A 19,049-nucleotide genomic window follows, 5' to 3' on the forward strand; every position below is an offset into this window, starting at 1 on the left:
TTTGGGTTTAATGAATAAGTCCCGGTCTGTAGCGGCCGGGACTTATAAGCTTTTGATCAGTCATCGACAAAACCGATGATGTGCGGTGAAGAAGAGTACCCTGAAACGACACCCGTAGGATATACGCTGTAGAACTCCGCATACAGACCGTCAATATCCTCCTGATAGTCGTAGAGAACATAATCGTAGGGATTGTATGAATGATATTCCGTGTCTGAAAGCGGCTGAACAACGTATTCTCTGGTAAAGGTCACTTTAACAAAGTCTCCGTTGCCGTCATCGTCATAACCGCTGACCGTGTAATTGACTTCAACGATAGCAGCTACTGGATCAGGATCGGGTACAGGTGTCGGAGTCGCGGTTGGCTCCGGTGTAGGTGTAGCCGTAGGTTCGGGGGTCGGTGTGGTGGTAGGTTCCGGAGTAGGTGTCGCCGTCAGTTTGGGTGTAGGCGTATTCGTAGGCCTTGGTGTCGGAGAAGCAGTCGGCTTAGGTGTAGCCGTAGCTCTAGGCGTAGGAGTTGCCGTCGGTTTCGGGGTGTTTGTTGCAGCAGGTTTGGGTGTTGATGTCGCAGTCGGCTTTGGCGTAGGTGTGTTTGTAACTTTCGGGGCCGAAGTCGGTTTCGGCGTTGCCGTAGGCTTGTTCGTATTAACCGGCTTTGGTGTAGGTGTCGAAGTTGCACGCACTGTCGGCTTGGGCGTATTTGTGACATCGGGAACCTTGGTAGGTTTCGGAGAAGGAGTTGCAGTAGTCCGCGTATTTGTTTGTGAGGAACCGGTGTCATCCTCACGCGTGTTACTTGCGCGTTCGGTATTATTAGCAGTCGGTTCTGTAGCTTCAACCGTATCCGTGACTTTTGTTTTATCCGGTTTATTAACTTCCGGGTTCTTTTTCGATTCTGATCCGTTTACCTGCAAAATAAGAGAAGATGTTTCAGCCGTATCGTTTGAAACTGAAGCATCGTTTTCTCTTAAAGACTCTGAAGTATTATCTTGTGTAATGACTGTGCTAAAAGAAGAAACTTCGGGTGTATCATACTCATTACATCCCGTAAGACCTACAACAAGAGCAATTCCTGTTATTCCGATAATCGCCTTTACTCTGGTCTTCATATCGATCTTCCCCTTTTCTTTAAGAATACCCGGCTAATAAGAGTTAAAGACTCAAGTATTTCATGCTTCAAGTCTGTCAATCTCATAACCTGTTACCAGCATCTTAAAACAGCAATCACAAAAGGTTAAATGTGCGATTTACCATCAGGATACTTTCTAACCTGATACTCTAAGTTTACTGCTGTCTTACGTAGGACTTAACACTTTCTCTTTTAGCTGGTTAATCTTATAAATCTTGAAAGGGTTAGTTAGGGGGTATGGGGGGAAGGAAGGGGAGCGCTAATAAACACACACGCACATCATTACACGTGTTTATTATTGGCACCGCCCCTTTGCTTCGTCATCTCGCGTTCTGAGTCTTAGGCTTGAGCTTGTAAGCTTCGACCATTGATTTCAAGGTCTTGTTGTCAACGGTTCTCTCCGTTCTTGTCCATTCGCCGTTCTCTGCGGAAGGCTTCTCGGATCTTGAAAGTGTAGTGGAACCGTCGGCAGGGAGCTTGACCCATAATGCCTTGCTGCCATAATGATCGCTGTGGACCATTGTCACGGGAACAACGAATTCCTCCCAGGGACTCTTGTCGTTGGGATCCGCATTGGGGATAGCAACAGCTACCATCTCTTTGTCGTTCTTGGAAGTGAACTGACGGGCGAGCTTGCGGGCAAATGTGATCTTGACCATCTCAACGGCCTTCTGCTCAGTGTTGTTGCCTGATACTTCATACATTTCCTGATTTTCCATTTTTAATTACCTCGTTTTGTTTTTATTATTTAGATTGGGAACCTTGGAGCGGTACTTCTGGTAGAACTCCAGAGCCTGCACGATGTAGTCTCCGGTTTTCTCGAAAGGTATGCTTTCCGGTATAAACTTGCGTACCTGACCGTAGGGAACAGATACCTTTTCCCGCTGGTTAGGCTTTTCTTCCTGCATGATGTCTTCGATCATGGCCGCATTAAGTCCGCCATTCTCCGATATCTTACGCATTCTGATTGTCTGAGCATGCGACGGAGTGCATTCGCAGAGTTCTATCTGCTTGTAGACCATTTGCTGCTCGTCATGTGAAAGAAAGGATAGTTCAACTGCGGGGCGCAGGGCGATCTTCCCGTCATCTACTAAATCTAAGAGATCAGGGACAAGTTCGGTGAGACGTATATAACGATCAACCTGAGCTCTGCTATCTCCCATTTCTTTGGCTATAACAGCGCTACTTCGTAACTTTGTCTCCACTGGAGACAAAGTTAAATCGGTTCTCTTTCCCTGTCGTTTTAGAGCTTCCAAACGCATCTTGTATGAGAATGCTTTTTCGCTGGGTAAAATCACTGAGCGCTGCAGATTCGATTCAACCATAAGGATTATGGCTTCGTCGCGGCTCATTTCTCTGACATCTGCTTTTACATAAGAAAGGCCTGCGATTTCGCAAGCCTTCTTTCTTCTGTGTCCGGATACTATTTCATAGCGTCCGTCTTCTTTTGGTCTCAGGGTAATCGGAGTGATAAGACCTCTTTCTCTGATACTCTCTACCAGCTGATCCATATCTTCATCCATTCTCACCTTGAACGGGTGATCAGGGAATTCATCAATTAGCTCGATAGGGATGTCATAGATCTTGGGAAGCTTGCCCTCAGCAAGTTCCTGATTGTCTTTGAAGAGATCATCGTATGCCGTGAGGCCTAAGTTTAGTTTGGGCTTTTCTCTCAAGGCTGATCACCTCCTTTGCCAATTCTTCGTAGGCCATGGCTACTCTGCCGCCGGGATCATGGACGAATATGCTTTCACCCATATTTGGACATTCGGTTGCTCTGACTGATCGGGGAATCTCTATATTAAATACATTAATATTATGACCGACCGCATCACGCAGAGCGCTTGTGATCTCCCTGGCATTGATCGTGCGGGAGTCGACCATGGTCATGAGTACGCCGTCGATCTGAAGGGTAGGATTAATCTGTCTTTTAATTTTTGCTATCGAATGAAGCAGAAGGTCCAGACCTTTTACCGACAGAAACGACGGTTCACAAGGGATAATGACCGAATCAGCTGCGACCAGCGCGTTGATAGTCATCATGCCGAGTGAGGGCATGCAGTCAATTAGGATAATGTCGTAATTCTTTCTGAGGGGCTCGATGGTCCTTTTCAGTACGGACTCTCTGCTCATACAGTTGAACAGAGCGGTCTCGGTACCTGAAAGACTGATGTTGGATGGGATAAGGTCGATACTCTCGAACTGCTTTATAGCATTATTAATTAATAAATAATCCTTATCTTCTCCGGTCATCTCATATTCCATGAGCTCCGAAAGTGTTACGTCGAGCGAATCAGGATCGTCGCTTATCTGGCAGCTGCGGCTCAAACTGGACTGAGGATCGCAGTCGATGCACAGTACTCTTTTTCCTGTATTCGCCAGGGCTACTCCAAGGTTGACTGCAGTAGTTGTTTTGCCGACGCCGCCCTTCTGATTGGCGATGGCAATTACTTTGCATTTATCTTCCAAAGAATAATCCTCCTTTGAATTAGATTTCTTAAAAAGTTTGAAAACCTGAGGCTCTCGCATTGCTGGCTACGAGATCATGGGAGGGGTTAAGGGCCCCCCACCCGGTGGAATTTATCCCCGCTTCGCTCATTGGGTGTGACGGATCACGGGGGAGAACCCCGCTTCGACGCTCGGCCTGTGACTACGAAGAAGTATCATTATCACTTTGTATCTGTCATCGCCTCCCTCGGGGTGCAACCCCGATTCTGACTCATCCCCTTTATCGCTCTCTCCCCGGGAGGGGGAGGTCATCGCGAGGTCGGAGTCAACTTGGCTTGGTATTTTAACGCCGATACAAGTAACGTACCTTTCGGTTCTTTTTATTCAGTTGTCAATGTACGGTGAAGGGGTTCGCTTTATGCGTTCCTTCACCCGTAAGGAATGGGAGAGGGCAAAAACGCACGGTCGTTTTGGAAGAAGTCTGAAATTTGACATAAGTAGTCTTAAATCTGACAAATAGACATAAAAAAAGTGCCGTTTAGGCACTTTCAGAGGGGATATCCGGGTCATTATTGGTTCCAGCAGGGTGCTATAATACCTTCCCGGTGATATTTGTTATTAAGGAAATATATTTATATGGAACAGGCAGAATGGGAGAGGCTTTCTCCTGAACAAAAGAAGATTCAGTTATATCTGGAACAGAAGAAAACTCTTGAGGCTTTTTTGGAGCGTGGTGCCATCTCCAAAGCCCAATTTGATAAGAGCCTTGGCGATCTTACGGTTAAGATGGGGATGTCAGGCTTGCCTGAATAGGCATGTTATAATGACCGTATCCAAGGGCGGTCCTTGGTACAGATAATACACAGGATAATAGACTAAGACAAATCGGCGTTTGTAGGGGCTATGGATATGGACTGGAAAGACCGGGAGAAAAGCCAGGATCAGGATTCCTGATGATACAGAGCTAAGATTGAGACCGGATTAGGATTATTAAGAGAAAACAAAATGGACTATGAGTATACTAAAGAGAAGGATATAAAAGAGCTGTATGATCTCCAGCTGCGTGCATTTGAAAGCGAAGCTGAGATGATCAACAGCAGGAATGTGCCTGCCCTGATGGAGTCGTATGAGGAGAACCGCGCAGACTTCATCAACTGGACAGTCCTGATCAAGAGGGATGATTCAGGGAAAATAATAGGTGCTGTAAGATGCAGGGAGAACGGCGATCACATCGAAATCGGTCGTGTTATGGTTGCGCAGGAACACAGGGACAGGGGTATAGCGACCGCCCTGATGACAGCAGTTGAAGAACTGACACAGGCAAAAGCTTTTGAGCTTTATACATGTACAAAAAGCTATATCAATATCAACTTGTACGAGAAGCTAGGCTATAAGATATATAAGGTGGAGCAAGGTCCCAGCGATCTTTCATTTGCATATATGAGAAAAACGCTTGATTAGGCTGACAAATTCAAGTTTGTAGAGATAATGTGTTAGCGCGTTATACCGGAAGTTATGATATGTGTGCTTGACACAAATACTCCTATATCGTAGTATAAACTACGATATAGGAGTATTAAATTATGAAGACAAATGGTGGATTTCTTGTTACAAAAATAAAACAGCTGGGTGATCGTATATTTGAGAGGATACTGGCAGAAAAAAACATTGATGCATTTAACGGAGCTCAGGGAAGGATTCTTTATGTCTTATGGCAGGAAGATGGTGTTCCTATTAAAACTATTTCCGAGAAAAGCGGACTTGCAATTACTTCACTTACGACCATGCTTGAGCGGATGGAAAAAAACGGACTGATAAGCCGCAAAACGGATGAAGCTGATAAGAGAAAAACTCTTCTGTTCCTCACAGATAAAGCCAAAGAACTTAAAGAAGCTTATGACTTCGTATCCAATGAGATGGGGAATATTTATTATCGTGATTTTACGGATAAAGAGATTCTTCAGTTTGAAGAGTATCTTAACCGCATCAGGGTAAACCTTGAGGAATGGAGTGACAAATGAGTATCTGTATTAAAGATCAGATTCAGAACATGAATCTTGTTATAGGGTGCACTGTTGGATGTCCGTACTGCTATGCCAGAAACAATACGAGGCGTTATCACATCATAGATGATTTTGAAAAGCCACAGTTTTTTCAAGGAAAGCTTCGTATGATGGAAAAGAAAAAGCCGCAGAATTTTCTGCTGACTGGCATGAGCGATCTCTCGGGCTGGCATGAGGAATGGAGAGAGGAAGTCTTTAAAAAGATAGCAGAGAATCCTCAGCACCAGTTTCTTTTTCTTACCAAACGACCGGATCTTCTGTCTTTTGAAACAGATCTTGATAATGCATGGTTTGGCGTTACAGTTACGAGAAAGTCTGAGTTATGGCGTATTGATGCACTGCGGAGCAATGTGAAGGCAAAAAAATATCATGTTACCTTTGAGCCTTTGTTCGATGATCCGGGTAAGGTTGATCTTACAGGCATTGACTGGATTGTGGTGGGAACCATGACAGGTGCAAAGAGCAGGACTGTTAAAACAGATCCCGGGTGGGCTTATTCATTGACAGAACAGGCTCATGAACTGAACATTCCTGTATTCTGGAAAGAAGATCTTGTTCCGATTATGGGAGAAGAAATGATACAGGAAATGCCGGATGCTTTTAACAAAGTGCTGGAGGAACAGAGGATATGGAACAACCAGAAATCAAAGTAAATCATATAGAAACAAAAAGTGTAATGACAAAATCGAATACTCCTATTGGAGGATATTCGGTGAATCCCTATGTGGGGTGTCCCCATGCCTGTAAATACTGCTACGCATCTTTTATGAAACGCTTTACAGGGCATACGGAGGAATGGGGAACTTTCATGGATGTGAAAGACTGGCCTGAAATAAAGAATCCAAAGAAGTATGCCGGCCAGAAGGTAATCATTGGAACAGTTACGGATGGTTATAATCCGCTAGAGGAAACATATAAAAATACAAGAAGACTTCTGGAAGAACTAAAGGACAGTGGTGCGGACATACTTATCTGCACAAAGTCAGACCTTGTACTAAGAGATCTGGATCTGCTAAAAGAGATCAATGAAAATAGCAGACTTACAGTATCATGGTCAATCAATACTCTCGATGAAGAGTTTAAAGATGATATGGATGCGGCAGTAAGCATAGAAAGAAGGCTTGCTGCAATGAAAGAGGTATATGCGGCAGGCATTCGTACAATTTGCTTCATTTCACCCGTTTTCCCGGGGATTACGGATATAGAAGCAATCATAGACAGGACAAAAGATCAGTGTGACCTTGTATGGCTTGAGAATCTGAATCTTCGCGGAGGTTTTAAGGCAGATATCATGAAATACATTTCCGATAAACATCCGGATCTGGTGCCGCTGTATGACGAAATTTATAACAAAAAGAACCGCAGCTATTTTGAAGCGTTGGAAAAGAAAGCAGAAGAGCTGGCTAAAAAGTATGATTGCAGGTTTGTTGATAATGAAACTCCGTATGAGAGAGTAGAGAAAGGACATCCAACAATCGTAGATTACTTTTACCACGAAGAAGTAAGAGGAACTGCCAATAGTGGAAAGAGAAATGTAATACATAATTCTTGATGGAAGAATAAATCACGAATTTAGTCGACAAACAGAGAGATAATTTTAACCCATAAAGAATATCAAAAAGGGTCTAGCTGTACACTACAGTGTACTGTAACTGAAAAAGGAGGAACAGCAATGCAGAATTTTATTTATCACATGCCTGTCAAGGTCTATTTCGAGGAAGGCGGTGTAAAGAAATACCTTTCTAAGGAAATGGAAAAATACGGGAAGAATATAATGATCGTTTACGGCGGCGGTTCCGTCAAAAGGAACGGTATCCTGGATGAAGTCAGAAAAACCCTGGAAGAATGCGGCAAGACTGTGTTTGAATTCGGCGGAGTCGCTTCCAGTCCTTCCTATGAAAAGATTCTGGAAGGAATCTCAATGTATAAAAAAGAAAACATTGATCTCATGATTGCCCTTGGCGGCGGATCAGTTGTTGACAGCACCAAGATCATGGCTGCCGGCGCAGAGATTGAGGGAGATATCTGGGACGAAGAGATGATCAGACACAATATTCCAGAAAAGATGGGAAAATATGCAGTTGTCCTGACAATTTCCGGCGCCGGCGCTGAGATGGACCATCTCGGAGCGTGTACAAACGAAAAGACACATGAAAAGAAAACATTCGTCGGTCCGTACGCAGACTTTGTCATTGAGGATCCTGCCTATGTGATGTCAGTTCCGCTTCACACCTTTACACCGGGTGTATTTGACTCATTGAGCCACTGCATGGAAACCTGTTTCGGCCAGGGAACAAACGTCTGGGATGAGATCAATGAATCCCTGATGAAGAATATCATCCGCAACGGAAGAGCATTAATGAAAGATTCTGACAATATGGAGATCCGCTCCAATCTGATGTGGGATTCCTCCCTGATCCAGTCGTTCAGCTTCTATACAGGCAAGCCCGGCGATTTCCAGGCCCATGGCATTGAAAACATGCTGGCAGCTTATACCCATGCGGCGCACGGACGCCAGCTGGCAATCCTGCAGCCGGTCTATTATGACCATATTGTTGAAGCTGGTTCTGAAATGTTTGCCCGCTTTGCGGTCAATGTCATGGAAGTTGATCCGGAAGGAAAAACACAGCTTGAAACCGCGAAGGAAGGCATTGCGAAACTGCGTGAATTTATAAAATGTCTTGAACTGCCGATGACATTCTCTGAAGCAGGAATCGAAGTGACTGAAGAAACAGCTTCCGCGGTTGCGGCGACATGCAATGTCACCACAACCAATGCCCGTCAGCTGTCACGGGAAGAAATCAAAGAGATCATTCTTGAATGCAGATGAGCAGATAAGACTGAGGAGATATGATTTTCTATTTCACAGGAACCGGCAACAGCCTGTATGCCGCGAAACATTTTGATAAAGAGCTTTACAGCATTCCTAAGGAAATGAAAAAGTAGAGCAGGAAGTATACAGCAGGGATCCTTTGTCGAGAAAAATCGCAGTATTATAGACATGTCAAAGAAGATTGGTGTAGATACTCTCATAGAAGGCGTAGAAACAGCAAAACAATTTGAGAGATTATATGCTATGGGATGCAAGCTGTATCAGGTTTTCTACTTTTCAAAACCGGTTGATCTGGAGAGTTTTGAAAAGCAGTGGTTTGATTAGATTAGGAGGCATGATATGAAAAAGATATTTAATGTAGCAGCCTTTGTTTGCGGTATGGATGAGGAATACCCATATCAGATAATAAAAGGCATCAATGAATTTGCCAGAAATCATGCAATCAATATTTCGTATTTTGCGTCTTTCGGCGGTGTTGTAGAAAACAGTTCATTTGATGACGGAGAATACAGCATATACAAACTGGCACAGCTCGCGAGTTTTGATGGTGCACTTCTTTTGACAAACACTTTTTCAAACTTGGATATAAGGAATTCGATCATTGATAAGGTTAAAGCTGCAAACATTCCTACAGTTATTTTCGAGTGCAATGACTATGAGGAGTTCCACGATGTAAGTATTGATAATTATGCCGTAATGAAAAGATTGGTGGAGCATCTTATAAATGAGCATGGTTATAAAGTGTTCAATTATATCTCCGGCCCTGAAACCAATCCTGAGGCTCAGGAGAGATACAAAGCTTTCCGTGACGCTCTTTCTGAGAACGGTTTGGAATTTGATGAAAGACGCCTTCATAAAGGTCAATTCCGCAGCTATGATGGAATTAAGGCTATAGATGACTTTATGCATTCCGGAATCAGTTTGCCAGATGCTTTTGTCTGTGCTAACGACAGCATGGCTCTGACTGCAATGAATAAGCTTCAGTTGAATGGTGTTAAAGTGCCTGAAGATGTTGCAGTGACCGGATTCGATAACACTTTCAATGCTCGTAATGCATTCCCGGTTCTTACAACCGTGAAAAGACCTTTGTATGCCTCAGGTGTAAAAGCTTGCGAGGTTTTGTATTCCCTTATGCAGGGAGAAAAGAGTCCGCGCAGCACGATAATGGATGCAGAACCGGTCTTTGCCGAGAGTTGCGGATGTAATCCTGACAACAGAGATAACGCTCTGGAATTCAGAAAAGAGACAGCATTAAAGATCGAACGGACATATATGGGTATCCATATTCTTAACAGACTGATCGCAGCATTAGCTGTCGCAAAGAACATCGATGAATGTTCTGATGCTATCTGTAAATGGCTAGAAGCAATAGATTGCGGAGAGTTTTCTCTGTGTCTTGTAAGCAACTGGGAGAAGACATATAACACACTTTCCTATGACGACGGCGGTAATTATCCTGAAGCAATGACTGCTCCGCTTATTTGGGATCACGGCGAAAGAAGTGCTGTAAAATCCTTCCCGAGCAAACAACTCCATCCTGAACAGCAATTGACCAGCGGCAAGGTCAGTTACTATATTCCGCTTCATTTTGGCCCACGTATATTAGGATATTACATCATGTCGAACACAGATTTTCCTATATACAGCAATCACTGTCATACAATAACAATGAGTATAGGCAACGCTATAGAAACTATATCCAAACTGAATGTGCTTGACCCTCTGTGTGGAATCTATAACAGAAACGGATTTAATATCAATGCCGGATATATATTTGAAGAATGTATTCAGGCTCAAGCGGCACTCTCTGTTATTTTCATCGATGTTGACGGTCTCAAGATAATTAATGACACTTATGGTCACTCTGAGGGTGACTTTACGATCAAATCCGTGTCAGAGACTATTGAATTGTCATGCGGCTCTATGGATGTATGCGGAAGAATTGGCGGAGACGAATTCGTAATCATAGGCCGTGGGGATAATTTTGCTGATATATTCAAGAAAAGATTTGATGCTGAACTCGAAAGGAAAAACCAAGAGATGAATAAGCCATATGAGCTTTCGGCAAGTGTCGGCTTTATAAATGCGATCCCGGACAAGTCTGATACACTGATTGAGTTCATCCAACAGGCAGATGCAGAAATGTATCTTGTAAAAAAAGCTCGAAGAAAACAAAGAATTTAGTTCTCATTTAGTCACTTTGAAATCTGTGAACAGTTATGGTTTTCGCCAGTTATCAGTTGGTATATACAAATAAGAATAATCGGTCATGGTTTTGTAGAAACAACATTTCAACGTTTCTCTGTGTTAGTATTAATTTATGGATGAAGCGGAGAGAAGAAGACTAAACTCGTAAGAAGACGCTGAGGTCTTTATGACTGATAAAAAGACGGATAAAACAAAACGGGCTCCTAGAGCAACGGGGACGAATAGGTATGTTCCTGAATTTTCTGATGCGTGTATCCATTCCGCTGTTTCGGATAAAGAATGCCATTTCTTAATGTTGTTTGAACGTCTAATATCTGCCATGACGGATATAGACAATATCGATATTGAACATATAGAGAATCTTCTTATTGAGATATGTTCGATGTTCAGGCTTTCTAAGGCGGTTACCAGAGTATACAAGAATCAACAGGAAGAGCAGGAAGGTACAGGCGAGACGTTATGTTGTTTCGATACCGGTAAAGAAGGTAACGAGATCCTTACCTTGCGGACTGTTACAAGCGTAATGTCCAGGGCAACCATTACCACATATATGGCGCCTGACGAAGAACCATTGACTGAAGAGGAGAGGTCAAAGGTCGAACTTGTAATGAGGACGGTCCTTAGTTTTGTGAGCCGCAACAGGATGAGGGATATTGTTTATGAACTTGCTTATTATGATGAAGCAGGGTATCCTAACCTCCGTAACTGGAGAGAATATCTCGATGATGTTGTAAAAAATAAGCGGACAGCGAACAAGCTGGTATTCCGTTATAATCTGAGGCATTTCTCGCTGATTAACAACGAGTTCGGGAGAAGTGCCGGTGATGTCATCATGTTAGATCACTACAACAAACTCAAAGAGATCATCGGCGAGGACGGAATGCTTGCCCGTCTTGGCGGAGACAATTTCGTGGGAATGTGTTCTGTGGATAAGACGAAGACCGTGATCAATTATCTTACAGAGACAGAAGCAAAAGCACCCAAAGGCATGGTTGTAAATATTTCAACCAGTGCCGGCTTTTTCCGTATTCCGAGTGATCATGAAGTCAGGGCAGATGAGATCATGGGCAGCATTATCAATGCCTATCGTATCGCGCAGACCGGCGGTATGGATAATATCGTTTTCTACGATGAGAAGTTCCTAGAAAAAAAGGAAAAGAGCATGCGTGTCCAGCAGTATTTCCCTGAAGCGTTCGAACGAAACGAATTCATCCCGTTCTATCAGCCTAAGGTCAATGTGGTAAACGGCAGCCTCGTTGGTGCCGAAGCTCTCTGCAGATGGTTCCATGCAGGGAAGATCATACCGCCTGCGGAGTTTATACCTGTTCTTGAGCAGACAAGTGAGATATGCAGGCTTGATTTCCATATGCTCGAATGCGTATGCAGGGACATGAAGCGCTGGTCAGACGAAGGCAGAAAACTGATAAGGATATCTATTAATTTCTCAAGAAAGCACATTTATAACGCATATCTCCCGGAGACGATTGCTGAGATCGTTGACCGTTACGATCTGCCTCATGAACTGATCGAGATCGAGTTCACCGAATCCACATCCGAGGTCGAATTCAGTGACTTAAAGCGGATGGCGACTGAACTCAGCAATATGGGCTTCTCGATATCGATAGATGATTTCGGTATTGGTTATTCCTCCCTAAATCTGATCAAGGATATTCCGTGGGATACATTAAAGATTGATAAGAGTTTTCTGCCTGACGGATACGGTAAAGACAACGATATAAGCAACATAATGTTCAGGCATGTTGTGTCGATGACAAATCAGCTGGGAATGGAATGCATTACTGAAGGCGTCGAGACCATAGAACACGTTAACACTCTGAGAAGTAACGGATGTGATATCGCTCAGGGCTATTACTTTGACAGACCTCTTCCTGTGGCAGATTTTGAAGACAGGATAGCCAAGAGAAAGTACGAGATCGAGTCGCAATCTGAAACCTGATCAGTTTAAGATCCATTCTGTTGAGAATGGCAATGTTACAGGCGACCGGATTATAGATACAAATTTCAGTGAACAATATAATTGTTGGGATAATCTTGAATATAACGATCCAAGGCCTCTGAGAAATTAGGGGCTTATTTGGTATTATTCGAGTATTTTGTTTGGTATTTTTCGACTTGGCTGAGGCGCTGATAATCTACGCTTATCAGTTAATTCCTTGCTTCGCAAGTAATTAACTGATAATCTACGCTTATCAGTTAATTCCTTGCTTCGCAAGTAATTAATGATATCTATTACCAAATAATAGAGAGATAGGCCATGGCACGCGAAGACGCTATAAAGGAAAAGATACTGAAACTGGGTGCTAAGCAGAAACTCGGCGGCGTACTCAAATATAGCAGCAACCCCAGCGATGAAGTAAGAGTGACTGTTGCCATAGCTCTGGGCATGATCCCTACTTATGAGTCCGGCATGGGTCTGATCGAGCTCTTACGTGACCCTGTACCCAGAGTTAGAGCTACGGCTGCTGACTCTGCTGCCAAGATAAAAGCTAAGCATTGCGAGCAGTATGTTAAGAAGCTTGCTTTTGCTGATTCTGATCCGGATGTAAGACAGATTGCCAAGAGAGCCTTTGATCAGCTGAAAGATACTGTTATTACGTATTGATTGTCGTTCTAAAGCTTTTGGCTCCATTGCTTATAACTCTTTCTTATAGTTTCCAAGTCTTCGGTAGGGGAGACATGAACGTGGATATGAGAATCATAGAAAGCCTTGATGACTCGGCTGATTATCTCTTCTTCAGGTAGTTTTCGAGGCATGCTTACATACTTTATACCGTTCACCTTACATATATATTCCTTAATATAGAGTTCTTTAGGAAAATCACAGACGTCAATTATCAGGCTGAGATTGGGAATATAAGTGCTGACCGGTATCCCTACAGGGTATTCGGAGTCTGTTACGACCTTCATTTCGCGCTTCCCGGCATAGTAGATGACAGCAAGTTGAGGGAGGAGATTTCCGAAATCTTTGGATATCTTCTTTTCAGCCTGTCTCTTTTCTCTGATACGCTTTATCGCTCCGGCTACGCAGTAAGGACAGACACGGCCGTTTGCTTTGGCGTAGATAACAGCCTGATAGTCGTTACCGCATTTGCTGCAGTGCCACCAGACCTTCGAACGGTTCTTATATGTAATGGCATCAGGGGAGAGCTTATTCTTATCGGACCACTCGGATAAAAGGGAAGAGTGAGTGGAAGAGAGGTCGTTGTATCCTTTCCAGACTCTGTGACCTGCACAGTAAGGGCAGCCGTGTCCTTCAGCTCTGTCAGCTATGCGTGCTTTCCATTCGTGACCGTTCTCACAGACCCAAAGGACCACAGTATTAGAAGAAACTGCGTATTCGGACGGTTTTGTCGAATTTTTGGGTGACCAGGACTTGGCGAGATCCGGAGCGACCGTAGACAGGTCGTTGTAGCCTTTCAGGACAGCCCGGTGTTCGCAGTATGGGCATCCGCTGCCAAGAAGAGTCCGGTTCTTAACGACAGCTTCCCATTCATGACCTTTGTCGCAGATCCAACGGACCTTCATATGAGAGCCGCAGGAGACTTTATCAGGGGAGACGGTGTTGCTTCTGTGCCACTGGCGCACAAGTTCCGGTCTTTCCTCAGCCACGGTTCCTCGTTTCATAGCGGGAGATCGTCAATGCAGAAGTAATAGACGCCGTAGCGCTTGATCGTTTTTTCAAAGCTGTCTTCTATTCTCTCGGGTCTGAATATGGTTCTCCAGAGTTTGTTCAGGAGAACTGCCAGAGTCCCGGCCCATGTGATGACCATGACTAATACCTCCATTTTCTCACCATAAGGATAGGCGGAAGAGTAGGAGACGTCCAATGTGCGATTTTGGAAACGGGAGGATCAGAAAATGGCACTAGAATACTACTTTCACGGGAAAAACCGAGACGGTAGTAAATGAAACCCCGTAAACTTCCAAGCGAAAGCCTTGAAAAAACGCAAAACAAAGCCCTGAGACGTGAATCTCAGGGTTTTGGAAAAAAGTCAAATATGCGAATTTTTCTGTCAACGGCCCTTAATCCGGTACATTGGTGTACGAATGGTGTAAGTTTGGTGTAAGTTAGTCATAACTAACATCTGCAAACGCAATGAATTAGGGCATTTGCGGGTTTGTTACTTGCTGATGTCCTTCATTGTCGGGAAAAGCAGGACGTCCCTGATGCTCGGGCTGTCTGTCAGGAGCATTACGAGACGGTCGATGCCGTAGCCGATACCGCCCGTAGGGGGCATACCGAGCTCCAGAGCGTTGAGGAAGTCCTCGTCTGTGTGGTCTGCTTCATCGTTGCCTGCTTCGGCTGTAGCGTCCTGAGCGGCGAATCTTTCGCGCTGGTCGATAGGGTCATTGAGCTCTGAGTAAGCGTTGCACATTTCCCATGTATTGATGAAGAGCTCGAATCTTTCGACCTTCTCGGGCTCTCCCTTCTTTTTCTTGGTAAGAGGAGAGATGGCGATAGGGTGGTCCATGATGAACGTCGGCTGGAGAAGGTTCTTCTCGCAGTATTCCTCGAAGAAGAGGTTTACGATATCACCCTTGGTATGCCATGTCTCATATTCGATGTGGTGCTCGTCAGCAAGTTTTTTCGCTGCCTCGTCGCCATCGACGGTATCGAAGTCGATTCCGGCATACTTCTTGATCGCATCATTCATTGTAAGTCTCTCGAAAGGCTTGCCGAAGTCGATCTCAAGGTCGCCGTACTTGATGAGCGTTGTGCCGCATACCTTCTCTGCTACATAGCGGAACATGGACTCTGTGAGTTCCATCATGCCGTTGTAGTCTGTGTATGCCTGGTAGAGCTCCATGAGAGTGAACTCAGGGTTGTGGCGTGTGTCCATACCTTCGTTACGGAAAACTCTGCCGATCTCGAAGACTCTCTCAAAGCCGCCTACAAGGAGTCTCTTGAGATAGAGCTCTAAGGAGATACGGAGCTTTAAGTCGATATCAAGAGCGTTGAAGTGTGTCGTGAATGGTCTTGCAGCTGCGCCGCCTGCGTTGGTAACGAGCAGGGGAGTCTCAACTTCCATGAAGTCTCTGTCAGCTAAGAAGTTACGGATCTCCTTGATGACCTTTGATCTCTTTTCGAAAGTCTCCTTAACCTGGGGATTAACGATGAGGTCTAAGTATCTCTGACGGTAACGGATATCAGTGTCCTTGAGCCCTTGATACTTGTTCGGAAGGGGATGGAGACACTTGGCGAGGAGCTTATAGGACTTGGTGAGGATCGATACCTCGCCTTTCTCGGTCATGTAGACCTCGCCCTCAACACCGACCAGGTCGCCGATATCGAGGTTCTGCCACGCCTTGTACTCTTCCTCGGGAAGGTTGTCAATCTTTGTGAAGATCTGGATCTTGCCCCTGCGGTCGTAAAGATCGCAGAAAGATACCTTACCCATGCCGCGCTTGGACATGAGACGTCCTGCAACTCTGACGGTCTTGCCTGCGAAAGAATCGTAGTCGCCGGTGATCTCTGTCGAGTGGTTTGTAACGTCGTATGTAAGCTCTTCATAAGGATCCTTGCCTGCTTCCTGGAGGGCTTTGAGCTTCTCCATACGGAATCTGGTCTGTTCCTGGATCTCTTCTGCACTTAAAGGTTCTGTCTGAGGTACGAATTTCTTAGCCATAGTTACTCTCTAATCTTTTTAGTTTTCGAAAATGCGGTGTACAGGATTACTTCTCGATCTTGATGATCTTGTACTTGATGATGCCGGAAGGTGTGGAGACGGATACTGTCTTGCCCTTCTTCTGGTTGGAGATTGCTCTTCCTACAGGGGAGTTCTCGGAGATCCTCTTCTTCTTGAAGTCGATCTCGGATTCACCTACGAGCTTATACTTGTATTCCTGCTTTGTAGCGGTGTTCTGGAGGGTTACTGTGGAACCCAGGGATACCTTGTCCGTTGAAAGGTTGGAATCGTCAACAACTTCAACAGCCTTGAGGATAGCTTCGAGTTCTTCGATACGTGACTCGTTCTCGCCCTGCTCGGCTCTCGCCTCGTCGTATTCGGAGTTCTCTGAAAGGTCGCCCTGTGCCTTGGCATCTTCGATCCTTGCGGCGATCTCGCTTCTCTTGGTTGTCTTACGCTCGGAAAGCTCGTTCTGCAGTTCGTCGTAACCTTCCTTGGTAATTTGCTTCTTGATGATTTCTTCAGTCATTTTGTGTCTCCTCGTTTTATATAGATTTATATCGATGTTTTAATTATCTTGCTGTTCTGTCGTTTTCCTTCTGGATAACGTCGTGTGCGCCGCCCTCGATGATGGATGTGGAGGATACTACGACCAGACGGGCCTTCTGCTGGAATTCCTCGATGGAGGAAGATCCGCATGAGCACATTGTTGCCTTGACCTTTGCAAGTGAGACGTCGAGACCGTCCTTGAGGTTGCCCGCATAAGGAACGTAGGAGTCAACGCCTTCCTCGAAAGCCATCTTGCCGCCCTTGCCGCCGTCATCGTAACGCTGCCAGTTGCGTGCACGGTTGGAGCCTTCGCCCCAATATTCCTTAACATATGTGCCGCCTACAAGGAGCTTTCTCGTAGGGGACTCGTCGAATCTTGCGAAATAACGTCCGAGCATAAGGAAATCTGCTCCCATGGCGAGTGCCAGAGCCATGTGATAGTCGTGAACGATACCGCCGTCAGAGCAGAGCGGGATATACATGCCTGTTTCTTTGAAATACTTGTCACGTGCCTCGGCAACTGCGAGAACAGCGGAAGCCTGGCCGCAGCCGATACCTTTCTGCTCACGTGTGATGCAGATGGAGCCGCCGCCGATACCGATCTTGATGAAGTCTGCGCCGCAGTCAGCGAGGAACTTGAAGCCTTCTGCGTCAACAACATTGCCTGCACCGATGATGGCATCGGGATAATGCTCTTTGCACCACTTGAGAGCTCTTTCCTGCCATACGGAGAAACCGTCGGAGGAGTCGAGGCAGAGAACGTCAGCGCCTGCTTCGAGCAGAGCGGGGATCCTCTCTTCGTAATCTCTTGTATTGATGCCGGCACCTACGATGAGCTTCTTTTCCGCATCGAGGAGCTCATTGGGGTTAGCCTTGTGGAATTCATAGTCTTTGCGGAAAACGAGACCTACGAGTCTTCCTTCGGAATCAACGATAGGGAGCTGGTTGATCTTGTTGTCCCAGATGATGTCGTTAGCTTCCTTAAGGGAAGTGCCCTCGGGAGCCGTAACGAGCTTTTCGATGGGGGTCATGAACTCTTTGACCTTTGTATCGAGTGAGAGTCTGCTTACACGGTAATCACGTGTCGTAACAAGACCTAAGAGTTTGCCCTCGGCTGTGCCGTCTTCTGTAACGGCTGCAGTACCGTGGCCTGTCTTCTCATGGAGCTCGATAACCTTTGCGAGGTCGTCCTCGGGAGAGAGGTTGGAATCGGACTCGACGATGCCTGCCTTGTACTTCTTGACTCTTCTGATCATGTCGCACTGCGACTGGATGGACTGTGACTGGAAGATGAATGACAGACCGCCGCATCTTGCGAGGGCAATGGCCATTCCGTCGTCACTTACTGCCTGCATTACGGCAGAAGTCATGGGGATATTGATCTTGAGGCGGGACTCTTCCTGGCCTTTTCTGTACTTTGCTACAGGGGCGGACAAGTCTACCTGATCCGGTGTGTTTCTTTCTGTTGTGAGGTTAGGTACCAGAAGGTACTCTGAAAATGTTCTTGATTCCTGTTCGAAGATCTGTGCCATGTTTTCCCTTATTCCTCCTTGTTGTCATCTGTTGTATCTTCGATAGCCTTGGGTGCTTCGATTATCGCATCTGTAACTACTGTCTGGGCCTCAACGGGTGTGGCTGCAGGAGCAGGTTTGTTATCTGAGGCGCGTGAGGGGGTTGCTGAAGCGTTCGGAGGAGCTATGACGTCTGCAGGAACCGCATCTGCATCGTCAAATCTTGCGCCGCACTTAAAGCAGAATGCGTTGGAGAGGTTGTTCTCCGTGCTGCATACCGCACACTTCTTGAGGCCTCTCTCGCGGAGGATCTTAACATTCAAGTCTTCGATCTCGATGTAGAGATTGGATATGGATTCGCACCTGGCGTTGATATCCTTGGTCATGTCTACATTGACGTCCTTATATTGTCCGTAATAGAGGTGACCTATCTCATCGTAATACTTGCGGATAGTATTTTTCTTCTCATCGATCATCTTCTGGAAGTTGGAAATATTCTTTCCCTTCGCATCCTGGAATATGGGCATTTTAAGTTCCTCCTTAAAAGATTTAAAGAAGATTATACAACAAAACGGTGCGAAATGTCATTATTTATAATACTTTAAGGAATTTTGATTTGTGACGCGAAAAGGGCGCCCCGGAGGACGCCCTTTAAAATCG

Annotated in this window: 20 protein-coding genes; 10 read left to right on the forward strand and 10 right to left on the reverse strand. The window is 45.3% G+C overall.

Features of this window, described 5'->3' with window-relative positions:
• Positions 1–56: 56 nt before the first annotated feature.
• The 4 genes from BO18_RS27875 to BO18_RS27890 form a co-directional block, all read right to left on the reverse strand.
• On the reverse strand, positions 57–1,109 hold the full coding sequence (locus BO18_RS27875) for a hypothetical protein (protein ID WP_034451187.1): 1,053 nt from the start codon (positions 1,107–1,109) through the stop codon (positions 57–59).
• Positions 1,110–1,449: 340 nt separating this feature from the next.
• A complete protein-coding gene (locus BO18_RS27880) occupies positions 1,450–1,848 on the reverse strand; it encodes a hypothetical protein (RefSeq protein ID WP_034451188.1) in 399 nt (132 codons plus the stop codon).
• Between the two features lie 6 nt (positions 1,849–1,854).
• A complete protein-coding gene (locus tag BO18_RS27885; RefSeq protein WP_034451189.1) occupies positions 1,855–2,805 on the reverse strand; it encodes a ParB/RepB/Spo0J family partition protein in 951 nt (316 codons plus the stop codon).
• Complete coding sequence (locus BO18_RS27890; protein WP_034451928.1) at positions 2,759–3,598, reverse strand: ParA family protein; 840 nt, start codon at positions 3,596–3,598, stop codon at positions 2,759–2,761. Before BO18_RS27890 ends, BO18_RS27885 begins: the two co-directional genes overlap by 47 nt.
• A gap of 615 nt (positions 3,599–4,213) precedes the next feature.
• Between BO18_RS27890 and BO18_RS35190 the strand changes: the two genes are divergently transcribed.
• The 10 genes from BO18_RS35190 to BO18_RS27930 all read left to right on the forward strand — a co-directional run bounded on the left by BO18_RS35190 (position 4,214) and on the right by BO18_RS27930 (position 13,304).
• On the forward strand, positions 4,214–4,390 hold the full coding sequence (locus BO18_RS35190) for a hypothetical protein (protein WP_185752603.1): 177 nt from the start codon (positions 4,214–4,216) through the stop codon (positions 4,388–4,390).
• Positions 4,391–4,582: 192 nt separating this feature from the next.
• Positions 4,583–5,038: a GNAT family N-acetyltransferase gene (locus BO18_RS27895; protein WP_034451191.1), complete on the forward strand. Its 456-nt coding sequence runs from the start codon at positions 4,583–4,585 to the stop codon at positions 5,036–5,038.
• Positions 5,039–5,160: 122 nt separating this feature from the next.
• Positions 5,161–5,598 (forward strand): radical SAM mobile pair system MarR family transcriptional regulator, encoded by a 438-nt coding sequence (locus tag BO18_RS27900; protein ID WP_034451192.1) that lies wholly within the window; start codon positions 5,161–5,163, stop codon positions 5,596–5,598.
• The gene (locus BO18_RS27905; RefSeq protein ID WP_022762011.1) at positions 5,595–6,293 is read left to right on the forward strand and encodes a radical SAM mobile pair protein A; all 699 of its coding nucleotides are present in this window, start codon (positions 5,595–5,597) and stop codon (positions 6,291–6,293) included. The genes BO18_RS27900 and BO18_RS27905 overlap by 4 nt, the downstream gene beginning before the upstream one ends.
• Positions 6,269–7,192: a radical SAM mobile pair protein B gene (locus tag BO18_RS27910; RefSeq protein ID WP_034451194.1), complete on the forward strand. Its 924-nt coding sequence runs from the start codon at positions 6,269–6,271 to the stop codon at positions 7,190–7,192. Before BO18_RS27905 ends, BO18_RS27910 begins: the two co-directional genes overlap by 25 nt.
• Positions 7,193–7,312: 120 nt before the next feature.
• Positions 7,313–8,470, forward strand: coding sequence for an iron-containing alcohol dehydrogenase (locus tag BO18_RS27915; RefSeq protein WP_034451197.1), 1,158 nt, complete (start codon positions 7,313–7,315; stop codon positions 8,468–8,470).
• Positions 8,471–8,596: 126 nt separating this feature from the next.
• Complete coding sequence (locus BO18_RS34565) at positions 8,597–8,797, forward strand: EAL domain-containing protein (RefSeq protein WP_442856591.1); 201 nt, start codon at positions 8,597–8,599, stop codon at positions 8,795–8,797.
• 15 nt (positions 8,798–8,812) lie between these two features.
• Positions 8,813–10,657, forward strand: a complete 1,845-nt coding sequence (locus BO18_RS27920; protein ID WP_034451198.1) for a GGDEF domain-containing protein — start codon at positions 8,813–8,815, stop codon at positions 10,655–10,657.
• Between the two features lie 316 nt (positions 10,658–10,973).
• Entirely contained in the window at positions 10,974–12,638 is a 1,665-nt protein-coding gene (locus tag BO18_RS27925) for a putative bifunctional diguanylate cyclase/phosphodiesterase (RefSeq protein WP_185752604.1), read from the forward strand.
• Positions 12,639–12,956: 318 nt separating this feature from the next.
• On the forward strand, positions 12,957–13,304 hold the full coding sequence (locus tag BO18_RS27930; protein ID WP_034451199.1) for a HEAT repeat domain-containing protein: 348 nt from the start codon (positions 12,957–12,959) through the stop codon (positions 13,302–13,304).
• A gap of 8 nt (positions 13,305–13,312) precedes the next feature.
• On the opposite strand, the gene BO18_RS33730 is transcribed toward BO18_RS27930, so the two are convergent.
• From BO18_RS33730 to BO18_RS27955, 6 genes are all read right to left on the reverse strand, one after another.
• Entirely contained in the window at positions 13,313–14,311 is a 999-nt protein-coding gene (locus BO18_RS33730) for a zinc-ribbon domain-containing protein (protein ID WP_051689231.1), read from the reverse strand.
• A gap of 11 nt (positions 14,312–14,322) precedes the next feature.
• Entirely contained in the window at positions 14,323–14,472 is a 150-nt protein-coding gene (locus BO18_RS35195) for a hypothetical protein (protein WP_185752605.1), read from the reverse strand.
• Between the two features lie 351 nt (positions 14,473–14,823).
• Positions 14,824–16,329, reverse strand: coding sequence for a lysine--tRNA ligase (gene lysS, locus BO18_RS27940; protein WP_034451200.1), 1,506 nt, complete (start codon positions 16,327–16,329; stop codon positions 14,824–14,826).
• A gap of 46 nt (positions 16,330–16,375) precedes the next feature.
• On the reverse strand, positions 16,376–16,858 hold the full coding sequence (gene greA / locus BO18_RS27945; RefSeq protein ID WP_034451201.1) for a transcription elongation factor GreA: 483 nt from the start codon (positions 16,856–16,858) through the stop codon (positions 16,376–16,378).
• A 43-nt stretch (positions 16,859–16,901) separates the two neighbouring features.
• Positions 16,902–18,410, reverse strand: coding sequence for an IMP dehydrogenase (locus BO18_RS27950; RefSeq protein WP_034451202.1), 1,509 nt, complete (start codon positions 18,408–18,410; stop codon positions 16,902–16,904).
• 8 nt (positions 18,411–18,418) lie between these two features.
• A complete protein-coding gene (locus BO18_RS27955) occupies positions 18,419–18,916 on the reverse strand; it encodes a hypothetical protein (protein WP_034451203.1) in 498 nt (165 codons plus the stop codon).
• Positions 18,917–19,049: the final 133 nt, after the last annotated feature.

The organism is Butyrivibrio sp. AE2032 (genome assembly GCF_000702965.1).

Excerpts from the sequence above, each read along its gene's own strand:
- BO18_RS27875 (WP_034451187.1), bottom strand. The coding sequence starts at position 1,109 with ATGAAGACCAGAGTAAAGGCGATTATCGGAATAACAGGAATTGCTCTT.
- BO18_RS27880 (WP_034451188.1), bottom strand. The coding sequence starts at position 1,848 with ATGGAAAATCAGGAAATGTATGAAGTATCAGGCAACAACACTGAGCAG.
- BO18_RS35190 (WP_185752603.1), top strand. The coding sequence starts at position 4,214 with ATGGAACAGGCAGAATGGGAGAGGCTTTCTCCTGAACAAAAGAAGATT.
- BO18_RS27895 (WP_034451191.1), top strand. The coding sequence starts at position 4,583 with ATGGACTATGAGTATACTAAAGAGAAGGATATAAAAGAGCTGTATGAT.
- BO18_RS27900 (WP_034451192.1), top strand. The coding sequence starts at position 5,161 with ATGAAGACAAATGGTGGATTTCTTGTTACAAAAATAAAACAGCTGGGT.
- BO18_RS27905 (WP_022762011.1), top strand. The coding sequence starts at position 5,595 with ATGAGTATCTGTATTAAAGATCAGATTCAGAACATGAATCTTGTTATA.
- BO18_RS27910 (WP_034451194.1), top strand. The coding sequence starts at position 6,269 with ATGGAACAACCAGAAATCAAAGTAAATCATATAGAAACAAAAAGTGTA.
- BO18_RS27915 (WP_034451197.1), top strand. The coding sequence starts at position 7,313 with ATGCAGAATTTTATTTATCACATGCCTGTCAAGGTCTATTTCGAGGAA.
- BO18_RS27920 (WP_034451198.1), top strand. The coding sequence starts at position 8,813 with ATGAAAAAGATATTTAATGTAGCAGCCTTTGTTTGCGGTATGGATGAG.
- BO18_RS27925 (WP_185752604.1), top strand. The coding sequence starts at position 10,974 with ATGTTGTTTGAACGTCTAATATCTGCCATGACGGATATAGACAATATC.
- BO18_RS27930 (WP_034451199.1), top strand. The coding sequence starts at position 12,957 with ATGGCACGCGAAGACGCTATAAAGGAAAAGATACTGAAACTGGGTGCT.
- BO18_RS35195 (WP_185752605.1), bottom strand. The coding sequence starts at position 14,472 with ATGGTCATCACATGGGCCGGGACTCTGGCAGTTCTCCTGAACAAACTC.
- lysS (WP_034451200.1), bottom strand. The coding sequence starts at position 16,329 with ATGGCTAAGAAATTCGTACCTCAGACAGAACCTTTAAGTGCAGAAGAG.
- greA (WP_034451201.1), bottom strand. The coding sequence starts at position 16,858 with ATGACTGAAGAAATCATCAAGAAGCAAATTACCAAGGAAGGTTACGAC.
- BO18_RS27950 (WP_034451202.1), bottom strand. The coding sequence starts at position 18,410 with ATGGCACAGATCTTCGAACAGGAATCAAGAACATTTTCAGAGTACCTT.
- BO18_RS27955 (WP_034451203.1), bottom strand. The coding sequence starts at position 18,916 with ATGCCCATATTCCAGGATGCGAAGGGAAAGAATATTTCCAACTTCCAG.